The organism is Vogesella urethralis, assembly GCF_007644045.2.
GTDB classification, from domain to species: domain Bacteria; phylum Pseudomonadota; class Gammaproteobacteria; order Burkholderiales; family Chromobacteriaceae; genus Vogesella; species Vogesella urethralis.
Window position 1 is genome coordinate 89149 of sequence record NZ_VMDW02000066.1, and the last position, 22244, is coordinate 111392.

At 65.8% G+C, this 22244-nt stretch carries 22 protein-coding genes and 1 tRNA gene; 17 read left to right on the top strand and 6 right to left on the bottom strand.

Translation table 11 applies throughout. From position 1 onward, the window contains the following. From FLQ03_RS05740 to FLQ03_RS05755, 4 genes are read right to left on the bottom strand one after another with little or no spacing between them, the layout of a single operon-like run. Positions 1 to 411, bottom strand: a complete 411-nt coding sequence (locus tag FLQ03_RS05740; protein WP_144372324.1) for an acyl-CoA thioesterase — start codon at positions 409 to 411, stop codon at positions 1 to 3. A gap of 60 nt (positions 412 to 471) precedes the next feature. Then, a complete protein-coding gene (locus FLQ03_RS05745) occupies positions 472 to 840 on the bottom strand; it encodes a VacJ (protein WP_144372325.1) in 369 nt (122 codons plus the stop codon). A gap of 30 nt (positions 841 to 870) precedes the next feature. Then, positions 871 to 1605, bottom strand: coding sequence for an energy transducer TonB (locus FLQ03_RS05750; protein ID WP_144372326.1), 735 nt, complete (start codon positions 1603 to 1605; stop codon positions 871 to 873). A gap of 40 nt (positions 1606 to 1645) precedes the next feature. Then, positions 1646 to 2110 carry a Dps family protein gene (locus FLQ03_RS05755; protein WP_144372327.1) on the bottom strand — a complete coding sequence of 155 codons (465 nt, stop codon included), beginning with the start codon at positions 2108 to 2110 and terminating at the stop codon, positions 1646 to 1648. Positions 2111 to 2173: 63 nt separating this feature from the next. On the opposite strand from FLQ03_RS05755, the gene FLQ03_RS05760 reads away from it, so the two are divergent. Continuing rightward, positions 2174 to 2467, top strand: a complete 294-nt coding sequence (locus FLQ03_RS05760) for a DUF167 domain-containing protein (RefSeq protein ID WP_144372328.1) — start codon at positions 2174 to 2176, stop codon at positions 2465 to 2467. Between the two features lie 19 nt (positions 2468 to 2486). On the opposite strand, the gene FLQ03_RS05765 is transcribed toward FLQ03_RS05760, so the two are convergent. Further along, on the bottom strand, positions 2487 to 2951 hold the full coding sequence (locus FLQ03_RS05765) for an FxsA family protein (protein ID WP_144372329.1): 465 nt from the start codon (positions 2949 to 2951) through the stop codon (positions 2487 to 2489). A gap of 15 nt (positions 2952 to 2966) precedes the next feature. On the opposite strand from FLQ03_RS05765, the gene cutA reads away from it, so the two are divergent. The 7 genes from cutA (at position 2967) to FLQ03_RS05800 (ending at position 7284) form a co-directional block, all read left to right on the top strand. Beyond that, positions 2967 to 3290, top strand: coding sequence for a divalent-cation tolerance protein CutA (gene cutA / locus FLQ03_RS05770; protein ID WP_144372330.1), 324 nt, complete (start codon positions 2967 to 2969; stop codon positions 3288 to 3290). Positions 3291 to 3403: 113 nt separating this feature from the next. Continuing rightward, positions 3404 to 3479, top strand: a tRNA-Lys gene (locus tag FLQ03_RS05775). Positions 3480 to 3611: 132 nt separating this feature from the next. After that, on the top strand, positions 3612 to 4235 hold the full coding sequence (locus FLQ03_RS05780; RefSeq protein ID WP_144372331.1) for a LysE family translocator: 624 nt from the start codon (positions 3612 to 3614) through the stop codon (positions 4233 to 4235). 103 nt (positions 4236 to 4338) lie between these two features. After that, on the top strand, positions 4339 to 5094 hold the full coding sequence (modA, locus tag FLQ03_RS05785) for a molybdate ABC transporter substrate-binding protein (protein ID WP_144372332.1): 756 nt from the start codon (positions 4339 to 4341) through the stop codon (positions 5092 to 5094). 3 nt (positions 5095 to 5097) lie between these two features. Continuing rightward, the gene (gene modB, locus FLQ03_RS05790; RefSeq protein WP_206210873.1) at positions 5098 to 5781 is read left to right on the top strand and encodes a molybdate ABC transporter permease subunit; all 684 of its coding nucleotides are present in this window, start codon (positions 5098 to 5100) and stop codon (positions 5779 to 5781) included. 8 nt (positions 5782 to 5789) lie between these two features. After that, positions 5790 to 6458: an ABC transporter ATP-binding protein gene (locus FLQ03_RS05795; RefSeq protein WP_144372333.1), complete on the top strand. Its 669-nt coding sequence runs from the start codon at positions 5790 to 5792 to the stop codon at positions 6456 to 6458. 13 nt (positions 6459 to 6471) lie between these two features. After that, positions 6472 to 7284 (top strand): TOBE domain-containing protein, encoded by an 813-nt coding sequence (locus FLQ03_RS05800; protein WP_144372334.1) that lies wholly within the window; start codon positions 6472 to 6474, stop codon positions 7282 to 7284. Positions 7285 to 7291: 7 nt separating this feature from the next. Here the strand turns inward: FLQ03_RS05800 and FLQ03_RS05805 are convergent, their stop codons facing one another. Then, positions 7292 to 8548: a LysR family transcriptional regulator gene (locus FLQ03_RS05805; protein WP_144372335.1), complete on the bottom strand. Its 1257-nt coding sequence runs from the start codon at positions 8546 to 8548 to the stop codon at positions 7292 to 7294. A gap of 176 nt (positions 8549 to 8724) precedes the next feature. On the opposite strand from FLQ03_RS05805, the gene FLQ03_RS05810 reads away from it, so the two are divergent. The 9 genes from FLQ03_RS05810 (at position 8725) to FLQ03_RS05850 (ending at position 22224) form a co-directional block, all read left to right on the top strand. After that, positions 8725 to 9798 carry a 4-oxalomesaconate tautomerase gene (locus FLQ03_RS05810; protein ID WP_144372336.1) on the top strand — a complete coding sequence of 358 codons (1074 nt, stop codon included), beginning with the start codon at positions 8725 to 8727 and terminating at the stop codon, positions 9796 to 9798. Positions 9799 to 9885: 87 nt separating this feature from the next. Then, the gene (locus tag FLQ03_RS05815) at positions 9886 to 11208 is read left to right on the top strand and encodes an MFS transporter (protein ID WP_144372337.1); all 1323 of its coding nucleotides are present in this window, start codon (positions 9886 to 9888) and stop codon (positions 11206 to 11208) included. 60 nt (positions 11209 to 11268) lie between these two features. Beyond that, positions 11269 to 12561: a gallate dioxygenase gene (locus FLQ03_RS05820; protein ID WP_144372338.1), complete on the top strand. Its 1293-nt coding sequence runs from the start codon at positions 11269 to 11271 to the stop codon at positions 12559 to 12561. A gap of 16 nt (positions 12562 to 12577) precedes the next feature. Further along, positions 12578 to 13603 (top strand): amidohydrolase family protein, encoded by a 1026-nt coding sequence (locus FLQ03_RS05825; protein ID WP_144372339.1) that lies wholly within the window; start codon positions 12578 to 12580, stop codon positions 13601 to 13603. A gap of 10 nt (positions 13604 to 13613) precedes the next feature. Next, positions 13614 to 14306 carry a 4-carboxy-4-hydroxy-2-oxoadipate aldolase/oxaloacetate decarboxylase gene (gene ligK, locus FLQ03_RS05830; RefSeq protein WP_144372340.1) on the top strand — a complete coding sequence of 231 codons (693 nt, stop codon included), beginning with the start codon at positions 13614 to 13616 and terminating at the stop codon, positions 14304 to 14306. A 308-nt stretch (positions 14307 to 14614) separates the two neighbouring features. Then, positions 14615 to 15787, top strand: coding sequence for an efflux RND transporter periplasmic adaptor subunit (locus FLQ03_RS05835; RefSeq protein WP_144372341.1), 1173 nt, complete (start codon positions 14615 to 14617; stop codon positions 15785 to 15787). A 9-nt stretch (positions 15788 to 15796) separates the two neighbouring features. Further along, positions 15797 to 18934 carry an efflux RND transporter permease subunit gene (locus tag FLQ03_RS05840; RefSeq protein ID WP_144372342.1) on the top strand — a complete coding sequence of 1046 codons (3138 nt, stop codon included), beginning with the start codon at positions 15797 to 15799 and terminating at the stop codon, positions 18932 to 18934. After that, complete coding sequence (locus FLQ03_RS05845; RefSeq protein ID WP_240802207.1) at positions 18931 to 20364, top strand: efflux transporter outer membrane subunit; 1434 nt, start codon at positions 18931 to 18933, stop codon at positions 20362 to 20364. The genes FLQ03_RS05840 and FLQ03_RS05845 overlap by 4 nt, the downstream gene beginning before the upstream one ends. Before the next feature lie 312 nt (positions 20365 to 20676). Further along, the gene (locus tag FLQ03_RS05850; protein WP_144372343.1) at positions 20677 to 22224 is read left to right on the top strand and encodes a subtype B tannase; all 1548 of its coding nucleotides are present in this window, start codon (positions 20677 to 20679) and stop codon (positions 22222 to 22224) included. The last annotated feature ends 20 nt before the right edge of the window (positions 22225 to 22244 follow it).

Sequence of the window (22244 nt, forward strand, 5' to 3'; positions counted from 1 at the left end):
TCAGGCTTGGTGCTGCAGGCCTTCCAGAAGTTCCCGCAGTTTGCCTTCAATGGGCACCGACTTGTTTTGCTTGCCGTCAAAGGCCACGAAGGTGACATCGGCCTCGGCCACCAGGGTGTCGCTGCCATCCAGCGTCACGCGCTGGTGGATGACGGCGCTGCGATTGCCCACCGACTTCACCGAGGTGGCGATGGCCAGCTCGTCGTTCATGGTGGCGGGGTGACGATAATCGATATTGATGTTCACCACAATCAGGGCCACACCGGAGGCCAGGAAGGCGGGCAGGTCGGCGCGTTCTTCGAAGTAGGTCCAGCGGGCTTCTTCCAGAAACTCCAGATAGCGGGCGTTATTGACGTGCTGGTACAGGTCCAGGTGGTAGCCGCGTACCTTGATCTTGGTAATGTGCTGCATGTTTCCCCTCGTGTGGAAAGGTTGGCCGCAGCGGGCGCTGCGGCAGGGTGCCGGCCTGTTTTAGTTGTGGTCCAGGTCCAGCGGAATGAAGGCTTCGCGCTCCAGCGGCTGGTCGACCAGGTCGGTCAGCACCGAGTGGATTTCTACGTCGAACCATTCGCTAAACAGCGCCGGGCTCAGCTCGGGCCAGAAGGCGTCGTCGTCGCACCAGTCGGCCAGTTCGGCGCTGAACAGGGTGCGGTAGTGCTGGCGGACAAAGTCTTCGGCGCTGGCGTAGTCGTCGGCGGCCGGAATCAGCAGCGCGTTGCAGTCGCCGCGCAATTGCGCCAGCTCCAGCTGGCCATCCAGGCTGCCAGGCAGGTTTTTCAGCCAGTCCAGAAAGGGCTGGCGCGGTTTCAGGATGGCGATGCTGCGGTTCACTTCGTACATAGCGGGTCCTCGAATGGCATGCGGCAGCCGTTACGAGCTGCCGTCCAGGCGGTGTGCCGTGGTAAACGACCATTTTCTCACGACTTCCAGCGACGCGTACTCTTGCGCCAGCTTGGCCGGAAACGGCGGGTAGGGTGCGCCCATGCGCACAATGTTGATGGCGGCGTTGTCCAGCAAGGCATTGCCGGAACTGCGGGCGACGCGCACGTCCAGCAACTCGCCGGTATCGCGCAATACCACCACCAGCTCCAGGCTGCCGTACAGGCCGCGGGCGCGGGCTTCTGCCGGATAGTGGCGGTTGCCGATGCTTTCGACGCGGCGGCGCCAGTTTTCCACGTAGCCGGCCCAGCTGACGCCGACGGCAGCGGCGCCGAGCCGCGCGTGCTGGCGGGTGTCGGGCGGGGTCGCCTGCTGGCTGGGTACTGGGGTCGGTGCCGCCTGGCGGCTGGCCAGGGTGGCGCGGGGTTGTAGGGTGTCCGGCGCCGGCTGCGGCGGATCGTCGAGGCTGGCGGTGATCTGGCTGCCGCCGTTGCTGTCATGCTGGGCCAACACTTCGGCGCGTACCGGCGGTGCCGACGGTGGCGTTTTCAGCAGGGTAAGCTGCAGTGTGCTGTGCGGTAACGGGGGCAGGGCGATCGGCGGCAGCAGGCCGCTGGCACTGGCCAGCAAAAGCAGGTGCAAGGCCAACGATACGAGGATCGCGACCTTGAACAGGGATCGGTCCCCCGCGGCCGGTGCGGGGGTGAAATGACGGGGTGCGGGCATGGCAGACTCCTGCAAGGAGTGTAGCACGCCCGCCAAGGCCTTAGCTTTCCAGCAGGCTGCGCAGCATCCAGGCGGTTTTTTCGTGTACTTGCAGGCGTTGAGTCAGCAGGTCGGCGGTGGGTTCATCGCTGGCGGCGTCGGCCAGCGGGAACAGCGAACGCGCGGTGCGACACACGGTTTCGTGGCCTTGTACCAGCTCGCGGATCATGTCTTGCGCCTTCGGTACGCCCTGGCTTTCGCTGATGGACGTCAGACGCGCGTAGTCGGCGTAGCTGCCCGGCGCCACGTGGCCCAGCGCGCGGATGCGCTCTGCTACCTGGTCTACCGCCAGCGCCAGCTCGTTGTATTGCGCCTCGAACATCAGGTGCAGGGTCTGGAACATCGGGCCGGTGACGTTCCAGTGGAAGAAGTGGGTTTTCAGGTACAGCGTGTAGCTGTCTGCCAGCAGGCGGGACAGGCCTTCTGCGATGCGGGCGCGATCCTGTTCGGAAATGCCGATATCCATGGTGATACTCCCGTGAAGTGAGTCTGGTCGATTTACAATGCACCTTTTGTACGAAGGTGCCCGATGAAAACCTGGTTAACCGTTCAGCCGACCGGCATACGCCTAACCTTGCACGTTCAGCCCGGTGCACGCAAGAGCGAAGTGGCGGGCGAGCACGGCGAGGCGCTGAAGATCCGCTTGGCCGCGCCGCCGGTAGAAGGCAAGGCCAACGCCGAACTGCTGCGCTGGTTGGCCGACTATCTGGGCGTACCCCGCAAGGCGGTAACCCTGCTGAGCGGCGAGCGCAATCGCCACAAGATCGTGGCGGTAGACGGGCTGGATGCCGCCGCCGCGCTGGCCATGTTGTTGCCGCAGTAGCCGCAGCACGGCCTGTGCCTCAGTGCAGGCGACGGTCGTCCGGCGCCGGGCGCTGTACGTGTTCGTACTCGCCTTCGATGATGTCACCCTGCTCGCCACCAGGCTGGTGTTGGAACGGTTGCTCGCCGCCCTGGCCGAACGGCTGGTTCATGTTGAGGTCTGCCAGTTTGGGGCCTTTCCACGGCAGCATCAGGATGATGGCCAGCACGTCGCTGACCAGGCCGGGGATGGCCAGCAGCAGGCCGGCTAGCATCACGCGCAGTGGCCACAGCAGCGAAAACAGCGAAACCTTGCCCTCGCGCAGCGTGCCAGCCAGCGTTAGCAGGCCGCCCAGTTTGCTGTTGCGCATCAGCGCGCTGCCCAGCAGGAAGGTGACGATGACCCAGGCCAGCGTCCAGCCGCCACCGATGTGGTCGGCCAGCGCAAACAGCGAGTACATCTCCAGAAACGGGTACAGCAGGAACAGAATCAGTAATCCACGCATGAAACGGATATCCGCATGAAAGTGTTAATCGTAGTGTGCAATGTGCCGGATGCGGCACTGGCCACGCAGATGGCCACGGTATTGGTAGAGGCGCAGCTGGCCGCTTGCGTCAATATACTGGCCCCGTGCCAGTCGGTGTACCGCTGGCAGGGCCAGACCGAAAGCGCCAGCGAGATTCCGCTGCTGATCAAGACCACATCCGCTCAATATGCGGCGCTTCAGGCCAAAATCCAAGAGCTGCACCCGTACGAGGTGCCGGAAATCGTGGCGCTACCGGTGGAAACCGGCTTGCCGGCCTACCTGGGCTGGGTTGTGGACAGCGTGGCGCCATTGTCATGAAATGAGTCTGCGCCTGGCGGCCAAGGGTTCCCGGATAGGGTTAAATGCAGATTTCTGTAAAAAAAGCTTGACGCAAAAAAGCCACGGGCGTATAGTCGCTTTCTCTCAAGGACGGGTCGTTAGCTCAGTTGGTAGAGCAGCGGACTTTTAATCCGTTGGTCGCAGGTTCGAGTCCCGCACGGCCTACCAGGAATTCCTGTCAAAAAGCCCAGCCTCTTGGCTGGGCTTTTTACATTGTACTTGTCGTGCGGCCAACCTTGCCGACTCCTGTCGGCGGCAGCATCATGCTGACTCCTGCTTGCACCTTCCTGCGGAGCGACCATGACCGACCTTCCCCTGCTGCTGGCCTTTGTTGTGGCGGCCACCATCCTTGCCATCACGCCCGGTGTCGATACCGCCATGGTGCTGCGCAGTGCCGCGGTGAGTGGCCGTCGGGCGGCGGCGCTGGCCGCTGCCGGCATAGCCCTGGGTTGCCTGGTATGGGGCGCGGCGGTGGCGATTGGTCTTGGTGCGCTGTTGCGCGCGTCCGAGCTGGCCTACAGCGTACTGAAGTGGGCCGGGGCCGCTTACCTGCTATGGCAGGGTGGCAGGCTGCTGCTGGCTCGGCGACAGCCGCCGGTGCCGGGGGCGGATGAGGCCACGGCGGGTAGCGCCGCTTTTCGCCGCGGCTTGCTGACCAATCTGCTGAACCCCAAGGTGGGCGTGTTCTACGTCACCTTCCTGCCGCAGTTCGTACCGGCTGCGGCCAACGTAGCGTGGTACACCTTCTTTCTCGCCTGCCTGCATGTGCTGTTGACTTTGCTGTGGTTTGCTGTGCTGATCGCCGCTACCGCGTCGCTGGGCCGCTGGCTGCGGCAGCCGCGCGTCATCCGGTGGCTGGATCGCCTGACCGGTGCGGTGTTTGTCGCGTTCGGCATCCGCTTGGCCACGGCGACGCAGGCCTAGACTGCCGGGCTAACGGCGGGGGGCGGCGTAGGCCTAAAGGTGTATTGAGCTTGCGCTATATACATGCTTATATAGCGCTTTGCCAATTGGCCAAGGGAAGCACATGCCCACCATTGCCCGCCCGTTCTGCATTGCGCTGTTCTTGCTGTGCAATAGCGTCGTTGCCGCTGCCGGCGACATCACTGTCTCTGCCGCTGCCAGCCTGGGGAACGCCTTCAAGGAGGCGGCCCAGGCCTTCGAGGCGCAACACCCCGGCAGCAAGGTGCTGCTGAATACCGCCGCATCCGGTGCCTTGCTGCAGCAGATGGCCAAAGGCGCACCGGTGGACGTGTTCGCCTCGGCCGATCAGGAAACCATGGATCAGGCGCAGGCCCAGGGCCTGGTAGTGGCGGCCAGCCGCCGTGATTTTGCCCGTAACACGCTGCTGTTGGTGCAGCCGGCCGGTAGCCAGCTCGTGCTGCGCAGCCTGAAAGACCTGACCCTGCCTGCCGTCACCCGGGTCGCCATCGGCAACCCGGCCAGTGTGCCGGTAGGGCGCTACGCGCAAGACGCGCTGGAGGCCGCCAAACTGTGGCCGCAGGTGAACGCCAAGGCGGTGAATACCCTCAACGTGCGCCAGTCGCTGGACTACGTTGCCCGGGGGGAGGTCGATGCCGGTTTCGTGTACGCCACCGATGCGGCGCTGGTGCCGGGCAAGGTGACGGTCGCCTTCCGCGTGCCGCTGCAGCAGAGCATCCGCTATCCGCTGGCTACCACCACGGCCGCGGCCAACCCTGCGCAAGCCAGCCGCTTTGTCGCCTTCATCCTGTCGCCGGCCGGGCAGGCCATCCTGGCGCGTTACGGCTTTCTGAAGCCCTGAGCCATGGCCGCACTGGACGCACTGTGGTCACCGTTGTGGCTGTCGCTCAAGGTTGCCGGCTGGGCCAGCCTGCTGGCCACGCTGCTGGGCACCGCCGTGGGCTGGCTACTGGCGCGTGGCCGCTTTCCAGGGCGTAACGTGCTGGATACGCTGCTGACGCTGCCGATGGTGTTGCCGCCCACGGTGCTGGGCTACTACCTGCTGGTGTTGCTGGGCCGGCACGGCCCGCTGGGGCGCTGGCTGGCGCAGTACGACATCCTGCTGATCTTTACCTGGCAAGGGGCGGTGCTGGCGGCAACCGTGGTGGCTTTTCCGCTGGTGTTCAAGCCGGCACGCGCCGCGTTCGAGGCGGTAGACGGCCAGCTGGAGCAGGCGGCGCGGGTGCTGGGCTGCAGCAATATGGCCGTGTTCTGGCGCGTGACGGTGCCGCTGGCCTGGCGCGGCATTCTGGCCGGCGTACTGCTGGCCTTTGCCCGGGCGCTGGGCGAGTTCGGCGCCACCTTGATGGTGGCCGGCAGCATACCCGGCAAAACGCAGACGTTGTCGATCGCCGTCTACGAAGCGGTGCAGGCCGGGCAGGACGATGCGGCCAACCTGCTGGTTGCCGTCATTTCAGCCGTCTGCATCAGCGTGCTGCTGGCCGCAGGCTGGCTGGCGCCCGGCCGGCTGGGCCGGCAACAAGGCTAGGAGGCGGCATGCTGTTCGATATCGATTTCCATAAGACCCTGCGCGCCGGCAGCCGCCATTTCCGGCTGCACGTCACGCTGCGCAGCGACAGCCAGCGCGTCGTCATCCATGGCCCGTCCGGTGCCGGCAAAAGCCAGACCCTGCAAGCCATCGCCGGCCTGATGCAGCCCGACGGCGGCCATATCCGCATTGGCGGGCGCACGCTGTTCGACGCCGCGGCCGGCATCCGGCTGTCGCCACAAGCGCGGCGCTGTGGCTACCTGTTCCAGGATTACGCGCTGTTTCCGCACCTGAACGTGCGCCAGAACGTGCTGTTCGGCCTGCAGCGCGGCTGGCTGAACCCTTGGCGCCACACCCGCCTGGCCGAGGTAGAGCAGTGCCTGGCCACGTTCGGCCTGAGCGAGCTGGCGCAGCAACTGCCCGAGCAGCTATCCGGCGGCCAGCGGCAGCGGGTGGCACTGGCGCGTGCCATCGTGGCTCGGCCGCAAGTACTGCTGCTGGACGAACCGTTTGCCGCGCTGGACCCGGCCCTGCGCGCCAGCCTGCGTCAGGAGCTGGACACGCTGCAGCGGCGCCTGCAGCTGCCGATGCTGCTGATTACCCATGATCACGACGACGTGGCGCAATTCGGCGACCACGTGCTGGCGCTGCGCGACGGCCGCGTCGCCGCGCCATGAACGGATGAGTACCATGCCGCAACAAGACAACACCATTACCGTACAAGGCTCGCTATGGATGACGGTAGACGGCCAGCACTTTGGCGGCGACGACCGCATGCGGCTGCTGGCCTGCATTGCCGACTGCGGCTCCATCAGCCAGGCCGCCAAGGCGGTGCCGATGAGTTACAAGACCGCCTGGGACGCCATCGACGCCATGAACACGCTGGCGGGCGAGCCGCTGGTGGCGCGCGTGGCCGGCGGCAAAGGCGGCGGCGGTACGCGGCTGACCGCACGCGGCCAGCAATTGCTGGATAACTACCTGACGCTGCAACGCGAACACCAGGCGTTCATGCGGCAGTTGGCCACGCAGGCCGGCGGCCTGGCCGACGATTATGTGCTGATCCGGAGGATGGCGATGAAGAGCAGTGCGCGGAACCAGTTTCTGGGCAAGGTGCTGAGCGTGAAAGACGGCGTGGTCAACGACGAAGTGACGCTGCAAACCGCGACCGGGCTGCACATCGTCGCCACCGTCACCCGCGACAGCCGCGACAGCCTGGGGCTGGCCCCCGGCGTGGAAGCCTTTGCCCTGGTCAAGGCCTCGTCCATCATCCTGGCCACCGATACCGCCGCTGCCCGCTTTTCGGCCCGCAACCAGCTTGCCGGTACCGTCACGCGGGTGCTGCCCGGCGCGGTCAGCACCGAAGTCACGCTGGCGCTGGGCGGCGGCGCCAGCGTGGCCGCCATCATCACCCACGACAGCGGCGAAGCGCTGGCGCTGCAGCCCGGCCAGCCTGCCGTGGCGCTGTTCAAGGCCAGCAGCGTGATCGTGGCCATTCCGGCCTGAAGCACGCTTATGGCAGCGCCGCCACCATGCCTGGAGGCTGCAGAAAGTGCTGCCGTGCGACCTCGCGCAGCGCGCTAAGCAGGGCTTCTACCGCCGGAGAAGGCAAGCTGCCACGCCGTTGGGTAAGGCCGATTTCGCGTCGGGTATCGCCCAGCGTCACCGCTAAGGCGGCCACCTCGCCGGTTTCCAGCTCGTAGTGCAGCTGGTAGGGCGAGCAGGCGGTGATCAGGTCGGTGGTGCCCAGCAGGTGCCGCATGATGGCCAGGTCGCCGGTTTCTACCGACGGTTGCAACGGTGGCAGCCCGGCCGTGGCACAGGCACGGTGCAGTACCTGTCGTGCTGGCGAATCTTGGCGCGGCAAGATCCAGGCGGCGTTGGCGAGGGTGCGGATGTCCTGCGCCTGCCGCTGACGGGCGAGCGGATGGCCACGGCGGCAAAACACGCCGACATGGTCGTTGAACAGCGGCTCGCCACGCAGGTCCTGCCCGGCATCGTGCCGGATGGCGCCGACAATGCAGTCCACGTCGCCGTGCCGCAAGCCGCGCGCCAGCTCATCGTATGGGCTTTCCAGCGTGCGGATGTCCAGTTGCGGGTGGTTGGCCAGCACGCGGGCGATGGCTAGCGGCAACAGCCTGGTACGGCACAGCGGCAGCGCGCCCACGGTGACGGTACCACGCAAGCAGCCGTCCAGCGCAGACAGATCGGCGTGGATGTGGCGCACCTCGGCCAGAGCCAGTTTGGCGTGGCGCAGCAGGCGCGCGCCTTGGTCATTCACCAGCAAACCTTGCCCCATGCGTTGAAACAGCGTCACGCCCAGTGACTCTTCCAGCCGGTTCAGCGACATGCCGATGGCCGAGCGCGACAAGCCCAGCTGCTGCGCGGCCACACTGATCTGGCGGCATTCGGCCAGCGCCACGAACAACTGCAATTTGTGCCCCCCCATCAGCAACTGGGTGAGCGGTGCCAGCTTGTGTGCGGCGGCCGGCCCAAGGTTGGCCGCCGCCCGCTCCAGCTCTTGCTGGATACGCAGCGCCCGCGTCAGTACCGTGTCGCCGTAGCGGTTGAGCAGCATGCCGCGCGGCTGGCGTTCAAACAGCGTGCAACCCAGGATGCCTTCCAGTTGCAAGATGGAGCGCGTCACCGCCGAGGGCGCCTTGAACAGGTGTTCGGCAGCCCGTGCAATGCTGCCCTGGCGGGCAACAGCAATGAAGTCGCGCAGATAGCGCAACACCTCGTCCAGTGGCAGCTGGCGTGTATTCAGCATCACATTTCCTGTGTTGTGGTGAGCTAGTGGCTTGATTGGAAAGCAGTTTATATCGGAATGCTGCCGCTGTTGTTCATGGTGACACAAAATTGGAAGGCAAAGTCACGATAGGGCAACGCGGGGGGTACGGGCAGTTTTTATAGTGGGGGTCATTCTTTTTCTGCTTGCCGTGTGCCATGACCCCCTTCCGTTCTGCCTCCGATTTGCGTGCCATCCCCTGCGTCTGGATGCGCGGTGGTACGTCCAAAGCGGCGTTTTTTCATGCGGCCGACCTGCCGGCCGACCCGGCCGAGCGCGACCGTGTGTTGCTGCTGGCGATGGGCGGTGAAGACCGTCGCCAGATCGATGGCATCGGCGGCGGCACGCCGCTGACGACCAAGCTGGCCATCATCTCGCCTGGCAGTGTCGACGGTGTGGATGTGGACTACCTGTTCGGCCAGGTGGTGGCCGGCGAAAACCGCATCGACTACGCCCCCACGTGCGGCAACATCCTGGCCGCTGTCGGCCCGTTTGCGCTGGATGCCGGCCTGCTGCCCAGCCTGCCGGGCATGACGCCGGTGCGCATCCGCATGGTGAATACCGGCGGCCTGTGTACCGCCAGCGTGCCCAGCAGCAATGCGGGGGCGGTGTACCACGGTACGCAGCGCATCAGCGGGGTGCCGGGCACGGCGGCGCCGTTGGCACTGCACTTTACCGGCATTGCCGGCAGCAGCTGCGGTGCCTTGTACCCCACCGGTGCGGTACGTGACGTCATCGAGGGTGTCGAAGTCAGCTGCGTGGATAACGGCATGCCGGTGGTGGTGCTGCGTGCGGCCGACCTGGGCATCCGTGGCGATGAAAGCCCGGCCGAGCTGGACGCCAACCTGGCGTTCCGCCAGCGCCTGGAGGCCATCAGGTTGGCCGCCGGCCCGCGCATGGGGCTGGGCGACGTGCAACGCAAGGTGGTGCCCAAGATGACGCTGGTGTCGGCACCGCGCGACGGCGGCACCATCCACACCCGTACTTTCATCCCGCACCGCTGCCACGACGCCATCGGCGTGCTGGGTGCGGCCTCGGTCGCCACCGTCTGCGCGCAGCCCGGCTCGGTGTGTGACGGGCTGGCCGCGCCGGCGGCAGACGGTGCCCTCTCGGTAGAACACCCCACCGGCGAGTTCACCATCCAGCTTACCCCTGGGGACGATGGCGTCCCGGCGGTGGCCTTGCTGCGCACCGCCCGGGCGCTGTTTCGCGGCGAGGTGCTGATCCCCTGACACATTTTTCAATGCACCCACAATAAGGGTGCGCCTTGCGAACCGGTCAAAACCGGTCACAGCACATAAAGAGAGTGGAGAATCAACATGAGCCAGACAGGCGTCCTGGATGTCCGGGAATTCATCAACGAGCGCAAGATGTCCGGCTACCAATGGTGGCTGGTATTGCTGTGTTTCCTCATCGTGGCGGCAGATGGCATGGACGTGGCCATCATGGGCTTTGTGGCACCCAGCATCATTGCCGAGTGGGGCATTTCCAAACCGGCCTTCGGCATGGTGATGGGGGCGGCGCCGATCGGCTTGGCGATCGGTGCCTTGCTGGCGGGGTCATCGTCGGACTGGTTCGGCCGCCGCAAAGTGCTGCTGGCCTCGGTAACCGCGTTCGGTCTGGCTACGCTGGCGACCGCGCACGCCAATAGTCTGCACAGCATGGCCATCCTGCGCTTTGTCACCGGCCTGGCGCTGGGGGCTGCCATGCCCAACGCCAGTACGCTGATGTCCGAATACGTGCCGGAACGCATCCGCTCCAGCGTGATTGCCGCCATGTTCACCGGTTTCAACCTTGGCTCGGCGGCTATCGGTTTTGCCGCGGCCTACATCACGCCGCGCTACGGCTGGCAGGCAGTGCTGACCTTTGGCGGCACCATGCCCTTGCTGCTGCTGCCACTGCTGTACTTTTACCTGCCCGAATCGGCGCGTTACCTGGTAGTGCGCCAGGCGCCGGCCGAGCGTATCCGCAGCGTACTGGCCCGCGTTTGCCGCGAGAACCTGGACCGCTGGCAGAGCTTTGTACTGAATGAAGGCCCGGTAGCCGCCAAGCAACCGCTGGGTGTGCTGTTTTCCAAGGGGTACAGCCTGCGTACCGTCAGCCTGTGGCTCACCTATTTCATGGGCCTGCTGGTGATTTACCTGTCCACCAGCTGGCTGCCTACCATGATGAAAGACGCCGGCCTCAGCATTGACCGTGCTTCCATGCTGACCGCCATGTTCCAGCTGGGGGGCACCGTGGGTGGCCTGCTGGTGGGCCTGGCCATGGACCGCATCGGCGCGGGCCGTGCCATCAGCTTGTCTTACCTGATGGGGGCCGTTGCGCTGGTGGTACTGGCTATCAGCGGCCTGACGTCGGAATGGATTGTGCTGGTGATCCTGCTTACCGGCTTCTGCCTCAGCGGCGCCCAGACCGGCCTTAACGCGTATGCCCCGGGCTGCTACCCCACCATGGCGCGTGCTACCGGCGTGAGCTGGATGCTGGGGGTTGGCCGCCTGGGCAGCATTCTGGGTTCGTCCATCGGCGGCTTCCTGCTCAGCACCGGCTGGGGCTTCCAGGCCATTTTCCTGACACTGGCGATTCCGGCCGCCATCGCCGCCCTGGCCATCCTGGGTAGCCGCAGCCGAGACGCCGCACACTGAACCACCTGCCATCCCCTGGCTACGGCGGCCGCCGGCCGCCTCTACGGAGACCCTTGCATCATGGCAACCATCATTGGCGGTATCGCCTGCTCGCATACGCCCACCATCGGCTTCGCAGTCGACCGCAACAAACAGGACGACCCGGTCTGGGCGCCGATCTTTGAAGCCTTTGGCCCGGTAAAAACCTGGCTGGCGGAGAAAAAGCCTGACGTGCTGTTCATGATCTACAACGATCACGTTACCTCGTTCTTCTTCGACCATTACTCGGCGTTTACCCTCGGCGTAGACAGCCAGTACGCGGTGGCGGATGAGGGCGGTGGCCCGCGCAACTTGCCACCGGTCACCGGCCATGCCGCATTGGCGCAGCACGTCGGCGCCAGCCTGATGGCGGCCGAGTTCGACATGTCGTTCTTCCAGGACAAGGCGCTGGACCACGGCTGCCTGTCGCCGCTGTCCATGCTCAACCGCAGCGACAACGCCTGGGATACCCCCATCGTGCCGCTGGCGGTGGGTGTGCTGCAGTTCCCGGTGCCGTCGGCCGCGCGCTGCTACAAGCTGGGCAAGGCGCTGCGTGACGCTATCGAGAGCTACCCGGCCGACCTGAAAGTGGCGATTGTGGCCACTGGCGGCCTGTCGCACCAGGTGCACGGCGCACGCTGCGGCTTCAACAATACCGAGTGGGACCTGCAGTTCCTCGAGCTGTTCGAGAAAGACCCGCAGGCGCTCACCCGTCTGACGCTGGCCGATTACGCCGAGCTGGGCGGCATGGAAGGTGCCGAGGTGATCATGTGGCTGATCATGCGCGGTGCGCTGTCGGCTCAGGTGAAGAAGATCCACCAGACTTACTACCTGCCGTCGATGACCGGCATTGCCACCGCCATCTACGAAAACGCCGACGTGGCGCTGCCCAAGGCGCGCACGGCCGACCTGCGCCACGCCATGGAACGCGAGCTGGCCGGCGCCGAAAACCTGGCCGGCACCCACCCGTTCACGCTGGCGGTTAGCCACCGTGCCTACCGCCTCAACCGCTACCTGCACGACATGATCTACCCGGCGCACCGCGAGCGCTTCTTGGCCGAGCCGGAGGCCTCGTTCGACGCCGCCGGCCTCAGCGAGGAGGAGCGCAACCTGCTGCGCCAGCGCGACTGGGACGGTTTGATCCGCTACGGCTGCATCTTCTTCGGCCTGGAAAAACTGGGCGCCGTGGTGGGCGTATCCAACCTGCACATCTACGCCGCCATGCGCGGCCAGACCCTGGAAGCCTTCCAGGCCACCCGTAACGCCCCCAATGCCCTGTACTCGGTGACCGGCAAGCAGGGCGGCGGCGAGGGCTGGGATAAGCAACAAAACTGAGCCACAGGCAAGCATCATGATCATCGACATTCACGGCCACTACACCACGGCCCCCAAAGCGCTGGAAGACTGGCGCAAGCGCCAGATCGACAATCTGGCCACCCCGGCGCTGGGCCCCAAGCCCAGCGAGCTGAAAATCAGCGACGACGAACTGCGCGACAGTATCGAGCAGAACCAGCTGCGCCTGATGAAGCAGCGCGGTGCCGACCTGACCATCTTCAGCCCGCGTGCCAGCTTCATGGCGCACCACATTGGCGACTACAACACCAGTGCCACCTGGGCGGCCATCTGCAACGAGCTGTGCTACCGCGTCAGCCAGCTGTTTCCCGATCATTTTGTCGGCGCGGCCATGCTGCCGCAAAGCCCGGGCGTTGACCCGGCAACCTGCCTGCGCGAGATCGAACAGTGCGTGAAAGAGTACGGCTTTGTCGGCATCAACCTGAACCCCGACCCGTCCGGCGGCCACTGGACCAGCCCGCCGCTGTCCGACCGCCACTGGTACCCGGTTTACGAAAAGATGGTGGAGCTCGACATTCCGGCCATGATCCACGTGTCCACCAGCTGCAACTGCGCCTTCCATACCACCGGCGCCCACTATCTGAACGCGGATACCACCGCCTTCATGCAGTGCCTCACCTCCGACCTGTTCCGCGACTTCCCGACGCTGAAGTTCGTCATTCCGCACGGTGGCGGCGCGGTGCCGTACCACTGGGGCCGCTTCCGTGGCCTGGCGCAGGAGCTGAAAAAGCCGCTACTGGGCGAGCACCTGCTGAACAACATTTTCTTTGACACCTGCGTTTACCACCAGCCCGGCATCGACCTGCTGACCCGTGTCATCCCGGTAGAAAACGTGCTGTTTGCTTCCGAGATGATCGGCGCCGTGCGCGGTATCGACCCGGAGACCGGCCACTACTACGACGACACCAAGCGTTACATCGATGCGGCCAACCTGACTGCAGAAGAACGCCACCTGATTTACGAAGGCAACGCCCGCCGCGTCTACCCGCGTCTGGACGCCGCGCTGAAGGCCAAGGGCAAGTAAGGAGCACACCATGAGCACACTGAACCAGCTGGGCGTCGTCAAACGCCGTATCGAACGTGCCGACCCGGCGGCCGTGGCGCACCTGTCGCGCTTTGGCGTGGCCACCATTCACGAAGCGATGGGCCGGGTAGGGTTGCTGCAGCCCCATATCCGCCCGGTGTTCAAGGGCGCCCGTTGCTGCGGCACCGCCGTCACCGTGCTGCTGCAACCTGGCGACAACTGGATGATGCACGTCGCCGCCGAACAGCTGCAGCCGGGCGACGTGGTCGTTGCAGCCTGCACCGCCGACAACAGCGACGGCTTCTTCGGCGACCTGCTGGCCACCAGCTTCCAGGCGCGCGGCGCACAGGGCCTGATCATCGATGGCGGCGTGCGCGACGTGGACGAGCTGGAAAAAATGGGCTTCCCGGTGTTCAGCAAGGCCATCAGCGCCAAGGGCACCATCAAGGCCACGCCGGGTTCGGTGAACATTCCGGTGATCTGCGCCGGCGCGCTGGTCAACCCCGGTGACGTGGTGATTGCCGATACCGACGGTGTGGTAGTGGTGCCGGCCGCCATGGCGCAGCAGGTAGCCGACGCCGCCCAGGCGCGCGAGGACAACGAAACCGCCAAGCGTGCGCAGTTGGCCACCGGGGTGCTGGGGCTGGACATGTACCAGATGCGCGAACCGTTGGCCGCCGCCGGCCTGCGCTACATCGACTGAGTGTTGTTACCGGCTGGCGGCCGGGTCGGCTTGGCGAGCAGGCATGTGTCCGTTAACCCGACCCGGCCCCTAGCCACCTTTTGCTATTCCCTCCCATTCGACACAGGCGTGAGCTTGTGTCTTTTTTTGCTGATGCGTGGCGTGGTACGCCGTGTATCGGCTACGTAGCAGCCAATGCGAAGAATTCGCAAATGTTAATAATTGAACGCTGCGGTCTGGTTATTTTTTCGATAAATTGTTACCTACGTGACTTTTTCATCTGTAAGCAAATAACGCCAGAAACGCCGCATTCATACCGGAAGCTTGCCATGCCCATTTCCTCCCGACACTCGGCCCGCCGTGCCGTACTCGCCCTGACCGTGGCGGTCGCACTCAGCAGTTGCGGCCAACCCGACGCTGCCCAGGGCGGCGCCCCCGCCAATCTGCCCGCCAGCGTGGCCTACCTGACCCTGCAGGGGCAGGACACCACGCTGAGCAAAGAGCTGCCAGCCCGCGTGAGCGCGCTGACGGTAGCTGATATCCGCCCGCAGGTGACCGGCCTGATCCAGAAACGCCTGTTTGCCGAAGGCAGCCAGGTGCAGGCCGGCCAGCTGCTGTACCAGATCAACCCCGATAGCTACCAGGCGGCGTACGACACCGCCGCCGCCGCGCTGGCCAAGGCTGAGGCGGCCCAGGTGGCCGCCGAGCAGAAAGCCCGCCGCTACGCCGAGCTGGTGAAGATCAAGGCGGTGAGCGAGCAGGACGAAGAAGACGCCCGTGCCACGCTGCAGCAAGCCCGCGCTACCACCCAGGCCGCGCGCGCCGACCTCAACACCGCGCGCATCAACCTGGTGCATACCCGCATTACCGCACCGGTTAGCGGCCGCATCGGCAAATCGCTGGTGACCGAGGGCGCCCTGGTCACCGCCAACCAGACCACGGCACTGGCCACCGTGCAGCAGCTGTCCACCGTGTACGTGGACATGACGCAAAGCAGCACCGAGCTGCTGCGCCTGCGCCGCGACTTTGCCAGCGGCAAGCTGCAGGACGGCACGGCCAGCGTGCAGCTGGTGCTGGAAGACGGCAGCGTGTACCCGCAGCCGGGCAAGCTGGCGTTTTCCGACGTGACGGTGGATAGCAGCACCGGCATGGTGTTGCTGCGCGCCACCGTGGCCAACCCGCAGGGCGAGCTGTTGCCGGGCATGTTCGTGCGCGCCCGGCTGAGCCAGGGCGTGCGGCGCAACGCCATCCTGGTGCCGCAGGCGGCGGTATCGCGCAACCAGAAGGGCGAGCCCACCGTGTTGCTGGTGGGGCAGGACGGCAAGGCGCAGCTGCGGGTGATCCGCACCAGCCAGACCGTTGGCGCCAACTGGCTGGTGGACGACGGCCTGAAGATCGGCGACCGCGTGATCGTGGAAGGCCTGCAAAAAGCGCAGGACGGCAAACCGGTGAAAGCGGTGCCGTTGGCCGCCGGCAAGCCGGCCGCGTCGGCGGCAGGTTAAGGGGGCAGCATGTCGAAATTCTTTATTGACCGGCCCATTTTTGCCTGGGTGATCGCCATCGTGATCATGCTGGCCGGGGTGTTGTCCATCCTGCGTCTGCCGGTGGCACAGTACCCCACCATTGCGCCGCCGCAAGTGGCGATCAACGCCACCTACCCGGGGGCGTCTGCCAAGACGGTGGAAGACTCGGTGACGCAGATCATCGAGCAGAAGATGCAGGGCATCGATAACCTCACCTATATGTCGTCCAGCAGCGACGACAACGGCGGGGCCACCATCACGCTGACTTTCAACGCCGGCACCAACCCGGATATCGCCCAGGTGCAGGTGCAGAACAAGCTGCAGTCGGCGCTGTCGTCGCTGCCTTCGGCGGTGCAGGAGCAGGGCGTGACGGTCACCAAGTCGGCGCGCAACTTCCTGATGGTGGTGGGCTTCGTGTCGGAAGACGGCAGCATGAACGCCACCGACATCAGCGACTACGTGTCCACCAACCTGCAGGACACGCTCAGCCGTGTCAGCGGCGTGGGCGAGGTCACGCTGTTCGGCTCCAAGTACGCGATGCGCATCTGGCTGGACCCGAACAAGCTCAATAGCTACCAGCTCACCACGTCGGACGTCAGCAGCGCCATTTCGGACCAGAACACCCAGGTGTCGGCCGGCCAGCTGGGCGGCTTGCCTGCAGCGCCGGGCCAGCAGCTGAACGCCACCATCGTGGCGCAAACGCGACTGTCGTCGCCGGAAGCGTTTGGCAAGATCCTGCTGAAGGTGAACGCCGACGGTTCGCGCGTGCTGCTGCGCGACGTGGCCCGTATCGAGCTGGGCGCCGAAAGCTACCGCACGCAGTCCAGTTTCAACGGCAAGCCGTCGGCCGGTATCGCCATCAAGCTGGCCAGCGGCGCCAACGCGCTGGACACCGCCGAGGCGGTGCGCGCCAAGGTGGCCGAGATGTCGGGTTTCTTTCCCAAAGGCCTGAAGGTGGTGTACCCGTACGACACCACCCCCTTCGTGAAGATTTCGATCGAAGAAGTGGTGAAAACGCTGGCCGAGGCGGTGGTGCTGGTGTTTGTGGTGATGTACGTGTTCCTGCAGAACTTCCGCGCCACGCTGATCCCCACCATCGCGGTACCGGTGGTGCTGCTGGGCACCTTTGGCGTGATGGCGGCGCTGGGCTTCAGCATCAACACGCTCACCATGTTCGGCATGGTGCTGGCCATCGGCTTGCTGGTGGACGATGCCATTGTGGTGGTGGAAAACGTGGAGCGGGTGATGAACGAGGAGGGCCTGCCGCCGCGCGAGGCCACCCGCAAATCGATGGGCCAGATCACCGGGGCGCTGATCGGCATTGCGCTGGTACTGGCGGCGGTCTTTGTGCCGATGGCCTTCTTTGGCGGCTCTACCGGCGTGATCTACCGCCAGTTCTCGGTAACCGTGGTGTCGTCGATGGTGCTGTCGGTGCTGGTGGCGATGATCCTCACCCCGGCGCTGTGCGCCACGCTGCTCAAACCGGTCAGCAAGGGCCACGGTCACGGCCACGAGTACACCGGCTTCTTTGGCTGGTTCAACCGCAGCTTCGACCGCAGCAGCGAGCACTATCAGGGCATGGTTGGCCGCATCCTGCGCCGTAGCGGCCGTGCCATGGTGGTGTACCTGGCCATTATTGCCGCCATGAGCGTGCTGTTCCTGCGCTTGCCTACCGCCTTCCTGCCGGACGAAGACCAGGGTGTGCTGTTTACCTCCATCCAGCTGCCGTCCGGCGCCACCAAGGAACGCACCGACGCGGTACTGGACAAGGTGCGCGAGCATTACCTGAAAGACCCGGCGGTGAAGTCGCTGTTCACCGTGTCCGGCTTCAGCTTTGCCGGTAGCGGCCAGAACATGGGTATCGGCTTTGTGCAGCTGAAACCGTGGAGCGAGCGCACGCGTGGCGACCTCAGCGTCAAAGCGGTGCTGGGCCGTGCGATGAAGACCTTCGGCCAGTGGCGCGAGGCCAGTGTGTTTGCCTTTGCCCCGCCGGCGGTGATGGAGCTGGGCAACGCCAGCGGCTTCAACCTGCAGCTGGTAGACCGCAGCGGCGTGGGCCACGAGGCGCTGGTGGCGGCGCGCGGCCAACTGCTGGGCATGGCAGCGCAAAGCAAGCTGTTGAGCGGCGTGCGCCCCAACGGCCAGAGCGATGCGCCGCAGTACCAGCTGGACATCGACCATGAAAAAGCCAACGCGCTGGGCATTGCCGACAGCGACATCAACAACACGCTCAGCACCGCGTGGGGCTCGCGCTACGTCAACGACTTTGTCGACCGTGGCCGCATCAAGAAGGTGTACCTGCAAGCCGATGCCCCGTACCGCATGGCGCCGGAAGACCTGAACAAATGGTTCGTGCGCAACAGCAGCGGCAGCATGGTGCCGTTCTCCGCCTTTGCCACCTCGCACTGGACCTACGGCTCGCCCAAGCTGGAGCGCTACAACGGCCAGTCGTCGCTGGAAATCCAGGGTTCGCCCGCAGCCGGGGTGAGTACCGGCCAGGCGATGGCCGAGATGGAACGCCTGGCGGCGCGCCTGCCGGCCGGTATCGGTTACGAGTGGACCGGCCTGTCGTACGAAGAGCGCTTGTCCGGCTCGCAGGCGCCGATGCTGTACGCCATCTCGCTGCTGATCGTGTTCCTGTCGCTGGCGGCGCTGTACGAAAGCTGGTCGGTACCATTTGCCGTGATGATGGTGGTGCCGCTGGGAGTGATCGGCGCCTTGCTGGCCGCCGGCATGCGCGGGCTGTCCAACGACGTGTACTTCCAGGTGGGCCTGCTGGCCACCATCGGTTTGTCGGCCAAGAACGCCATCCTGATCGTGGAATTTGCCAAGGAGCTGCAAGAGCAGGGCATGGAGCTGGTGGCCGCCACGCTGGAGGCGGTGCGCATGCGTTTGCGCCCGATTTTGATGACCTCGCTGGCCTTCATCCTCGGCATCCTGCCGCTGGTAACCAGCAGCGGTGCCGGCTCCGGCAGCCAGAACGCGCTGGGTACCGGTGTGATGGGCGGCATGATCTCGGCCACCGTGCTGGCCATCTTCCTGGTGCCGGTGTTCTTTGTGGTGATGCGTCGCCGCTTCCCGCCGGCCCCGGCATCCGTCAACCCCCACGCGGAGGAGCAGGCATGATGCGCCGCATGACCCCCGTTGCCGCCAGCGTGCTGCTGGCCTTGCTGGCCGGCTGCTCGCTGATGCCGGCTTACCAGACCCCGGCCAGCCCGGTAGCGGCCCAGTGGCCCGCCGGCCCGGCCTACCAGCAGCTGCCGGCTGCCACCCGCAGCGAAGGCGAGCTGCCAGGTTGGCCGCAGTTCTTTACCGACGCCCGCCTGCAACAGCTGATCCGCGTGGCGCTGGCCGAAAACCGCGACCTGCGCGTGGCCACGCTGAATGTGGAAGCGGCGCGCGCGCAGTACCAGATCCAGTCGTCGGCGCAGTGGCCCACGTTGGCGCTGGCCGGCAGCGGCACCGCCAAACGCACGTCAGCCAACGCCGGTAACGGCAAGGCGGTGATCAGCCACAGCAACAGCCTCAGTGTCGGCATCAGCAGCTACGAGCTGGACCTGTTCGGCCGCGTCGCCAGCCTGAAGGAGCAGGCGCTGCAAAGCTACCTAGCCGAGGAAGCCACCCAGCACAGCGCACGGCTGACGCTGGTGGCCGAGGTGGCCAGTGCTTACCTGACGCTGCAGGCCGACCAGCAACGGCTGGCGCTGGCCGAGAAAACGCTGGCCACGCAGCAGGCCAGCTACCAGCTGACCGAACGCATGCTGGCCGCCGGTGCCGCCACGCGGCAGGACCTGTACGCCGCCAGCAGCGCGGTACAGAGCGCCAACATCGACGTGGCGTCGTATACCGCGCAGGTGGCGCAGGACCGTAACGCGCTGGCCCTGCTGCTGGGCGGCCAACTGCCGGAAGACGCCTTGCAGCCGCAGGCCTTGGCCGACATGACGCCGCTGGCCGAGGTGCCGGCCGGCTTGCCGTCGGCGCTGCTGCAACGCCGCCCCGACATCGTGGCAAGCGAACACGCGTTGCAGGCAGCTAACGCCAATATCGGCGCCGCCCGTGCCAAGTTCTTCCCCAGCATTTCGCTGACCGCCAACGCCGGCTTGGCCAGCAGCAACCTGTCCGGCTTGTTCAAGGCCGGGGCCGGCGCCTGGCAGTTCAGCCCGTCGGTGAGCCTGCCTTTGCTGGACGGCGGCAGCCTGCAGGCCGGCGTGGATAGCGCACGCGTGGCGTACCAGTCGGCTGTGGCCAGCTACGATAAAACGGTGCAGACCGCCTTCCGCGAGGTGGCCGACGCGTTGGCGGTGCGCGGCACCATGCGCAGCCAGCTGGCGGCGCAGCAGGCGCTGGTAGACAGCAGCCGGCAGACCTTTGCCCAGGTCGAGGCGCGCTTCAAGGCTGGTGCCGACAGCTACCTGACCGTGCTCACCGCGCAGCGCAGCCTGTACGCCGCCGAGCAGGCGCTGATCAGCCTGCAACTGAGCGATGCCAATAACCGTATCACGCTGTACAAGGTGCTGGGCGGCGGTTGGCAGCCGGACGCGGCTAATGCCAGCTAGGGCTTGTTACCGCTATTTTTGATGCGGCGGCGCTTGTCTGGCGGTGGCAATGCGCGAAAAACCGGGCTCAGCAGGGTGATCCCTGCCAGCACGGTTTGACAAAGCCGTGCCCCGCATGGCGCGCCCCGAAGGGCAGGCCCGATAAGCTTCCCACTGCGGCGTTGTCGGGCTTGCGCTGGGCACCACCCAGCGCATCGCCCTCGGCCTGGCATTGGAAAACTTCTCGAGCCTGCGACGCAGCAAGAAATCGTGTTAATAGGCCATGGACACTTGGCCGCCCTGGCGGCCCGGTTTTGACGAAACGAGGACACCATGATCGACCCCACCCGACGCCGTGTGCTGGCCCTGCTGGGCAGCAGTGGTGTGTTGGCCGCGTGCAGCAGCCTGCCCGCTGCACCCCGCCAGCCGGTAGCGCCGCCGGCCCCCGGCTTGCGTTTTGACCCGGCGGCGTTTACGCCGCGCAGCATCACGGTAGAGGGCACCACGCTGGCCATCCGCGCTTACGAAGGCCTGGCCTACGTGGCGCGGCCGGTAGAGCCAGCCTACCAGTGCCTGAACCTGTATATTCCCGCCGCGTATTTCGACGGCGGCGAGGTCGGCGGTTTTACTGCCGCCACCGCGCCGATCTTCTTGCCCAACCAGGTGGGTGGCTATATGCCGGCCTTGCCGGGCAAGCTGGACGGTCGCGCCTTCGGCCCGCCACCGGGCGGCGGCCAAGCACCGGCGGCCGCGCCCAACGCCATCCAGTACGCCTTGTCGCGCGGTTTCGTAGTGGCAGCGCCGGGTGCCCGTGGCCGCACGCTGCAGGCTGCCACGGGCGAATACACCGGCAAGGCCCCGGCCGCCATCGTCGACCTGAAAGCGGCGGTGCGCTACCTGCGCGCCAACCGCGAACGCCTGCCGGGCAATACCGAGCGCATCATCAGCAACGGCACCAGCGCCGGCGGCGCGCTGTCGGCCTTGCTGGGCGCCAGTGGTGGGCAGGCCGATTACGCGCCGTATCTGGCGGCGCTGGGGGCCGCCGACGCCCGCGACGACATTTTTGCGGTATCGGCCTACTGCCCGATTACCAACCTGGCGCACGCCGATGCCGCCTACGAGTGGCAGTTTGCCGGCGTGGACAGCTACCGCAAGATCGACATCAGCATGCTGGACTACCAGGTGCAGCGCAAAACGGTCAGCGGCACGCTGGACGCGCGCCAGCGCGAGGTGTCGGCGGCGCTGGCGGCCAGCTTCCCCGCCTACGTCAACAGCCTGAATCTGCGCGCCCCCGACGGCAGCCCGCTGCAACTGGCCGCCGACGGGCAGGGCAGCTTCCGAGACTACGTGGCCAGCCTGCTGCTGCAGTCGGCGCGCACGGCGCTGGCGCAAGGGCGTGACCTGTCGGCGCTGGACTGGCTGCAATGGCAGGGCAGCCAACCGGTAGCCGTACGTTGGCCGCAGTATCTGGCGTATCTGGGGCGCATGAAAACGCCGCCGGCGTTCGACGCGCTGGATGGCTCGTCCGGCGAGAACCAGCTGTTCGGCAGCGCTAGCGAAGACAAGCGCCATTTCACCGCATTCGGCAAGCAGCATGGCACGCAGGCGACCATCGGCCAGGCCGAGGCGGCGGTGGTACGCATGATGGAACCGCTGTCCTATATCGGGCAGGGCGGCGGCCAGCCGGCCGCGCACTGGCGTATCCGCCACGGCAGCAAGGATAGCGATACCTCGCTGGCGGTGCCGGTGATGCTGGCCACCGTGCTGCGCAACTACGGTTATGCGGTGGACCTGGCCTTGCCATGGGATGTACCGCATAGCGGCGATTACGACATGCCGGCCTTGTTTGACTGGGCCACCGCCATCAGCCGCGCCGGCTGAGCGTTGCCAGGCGGCGTATT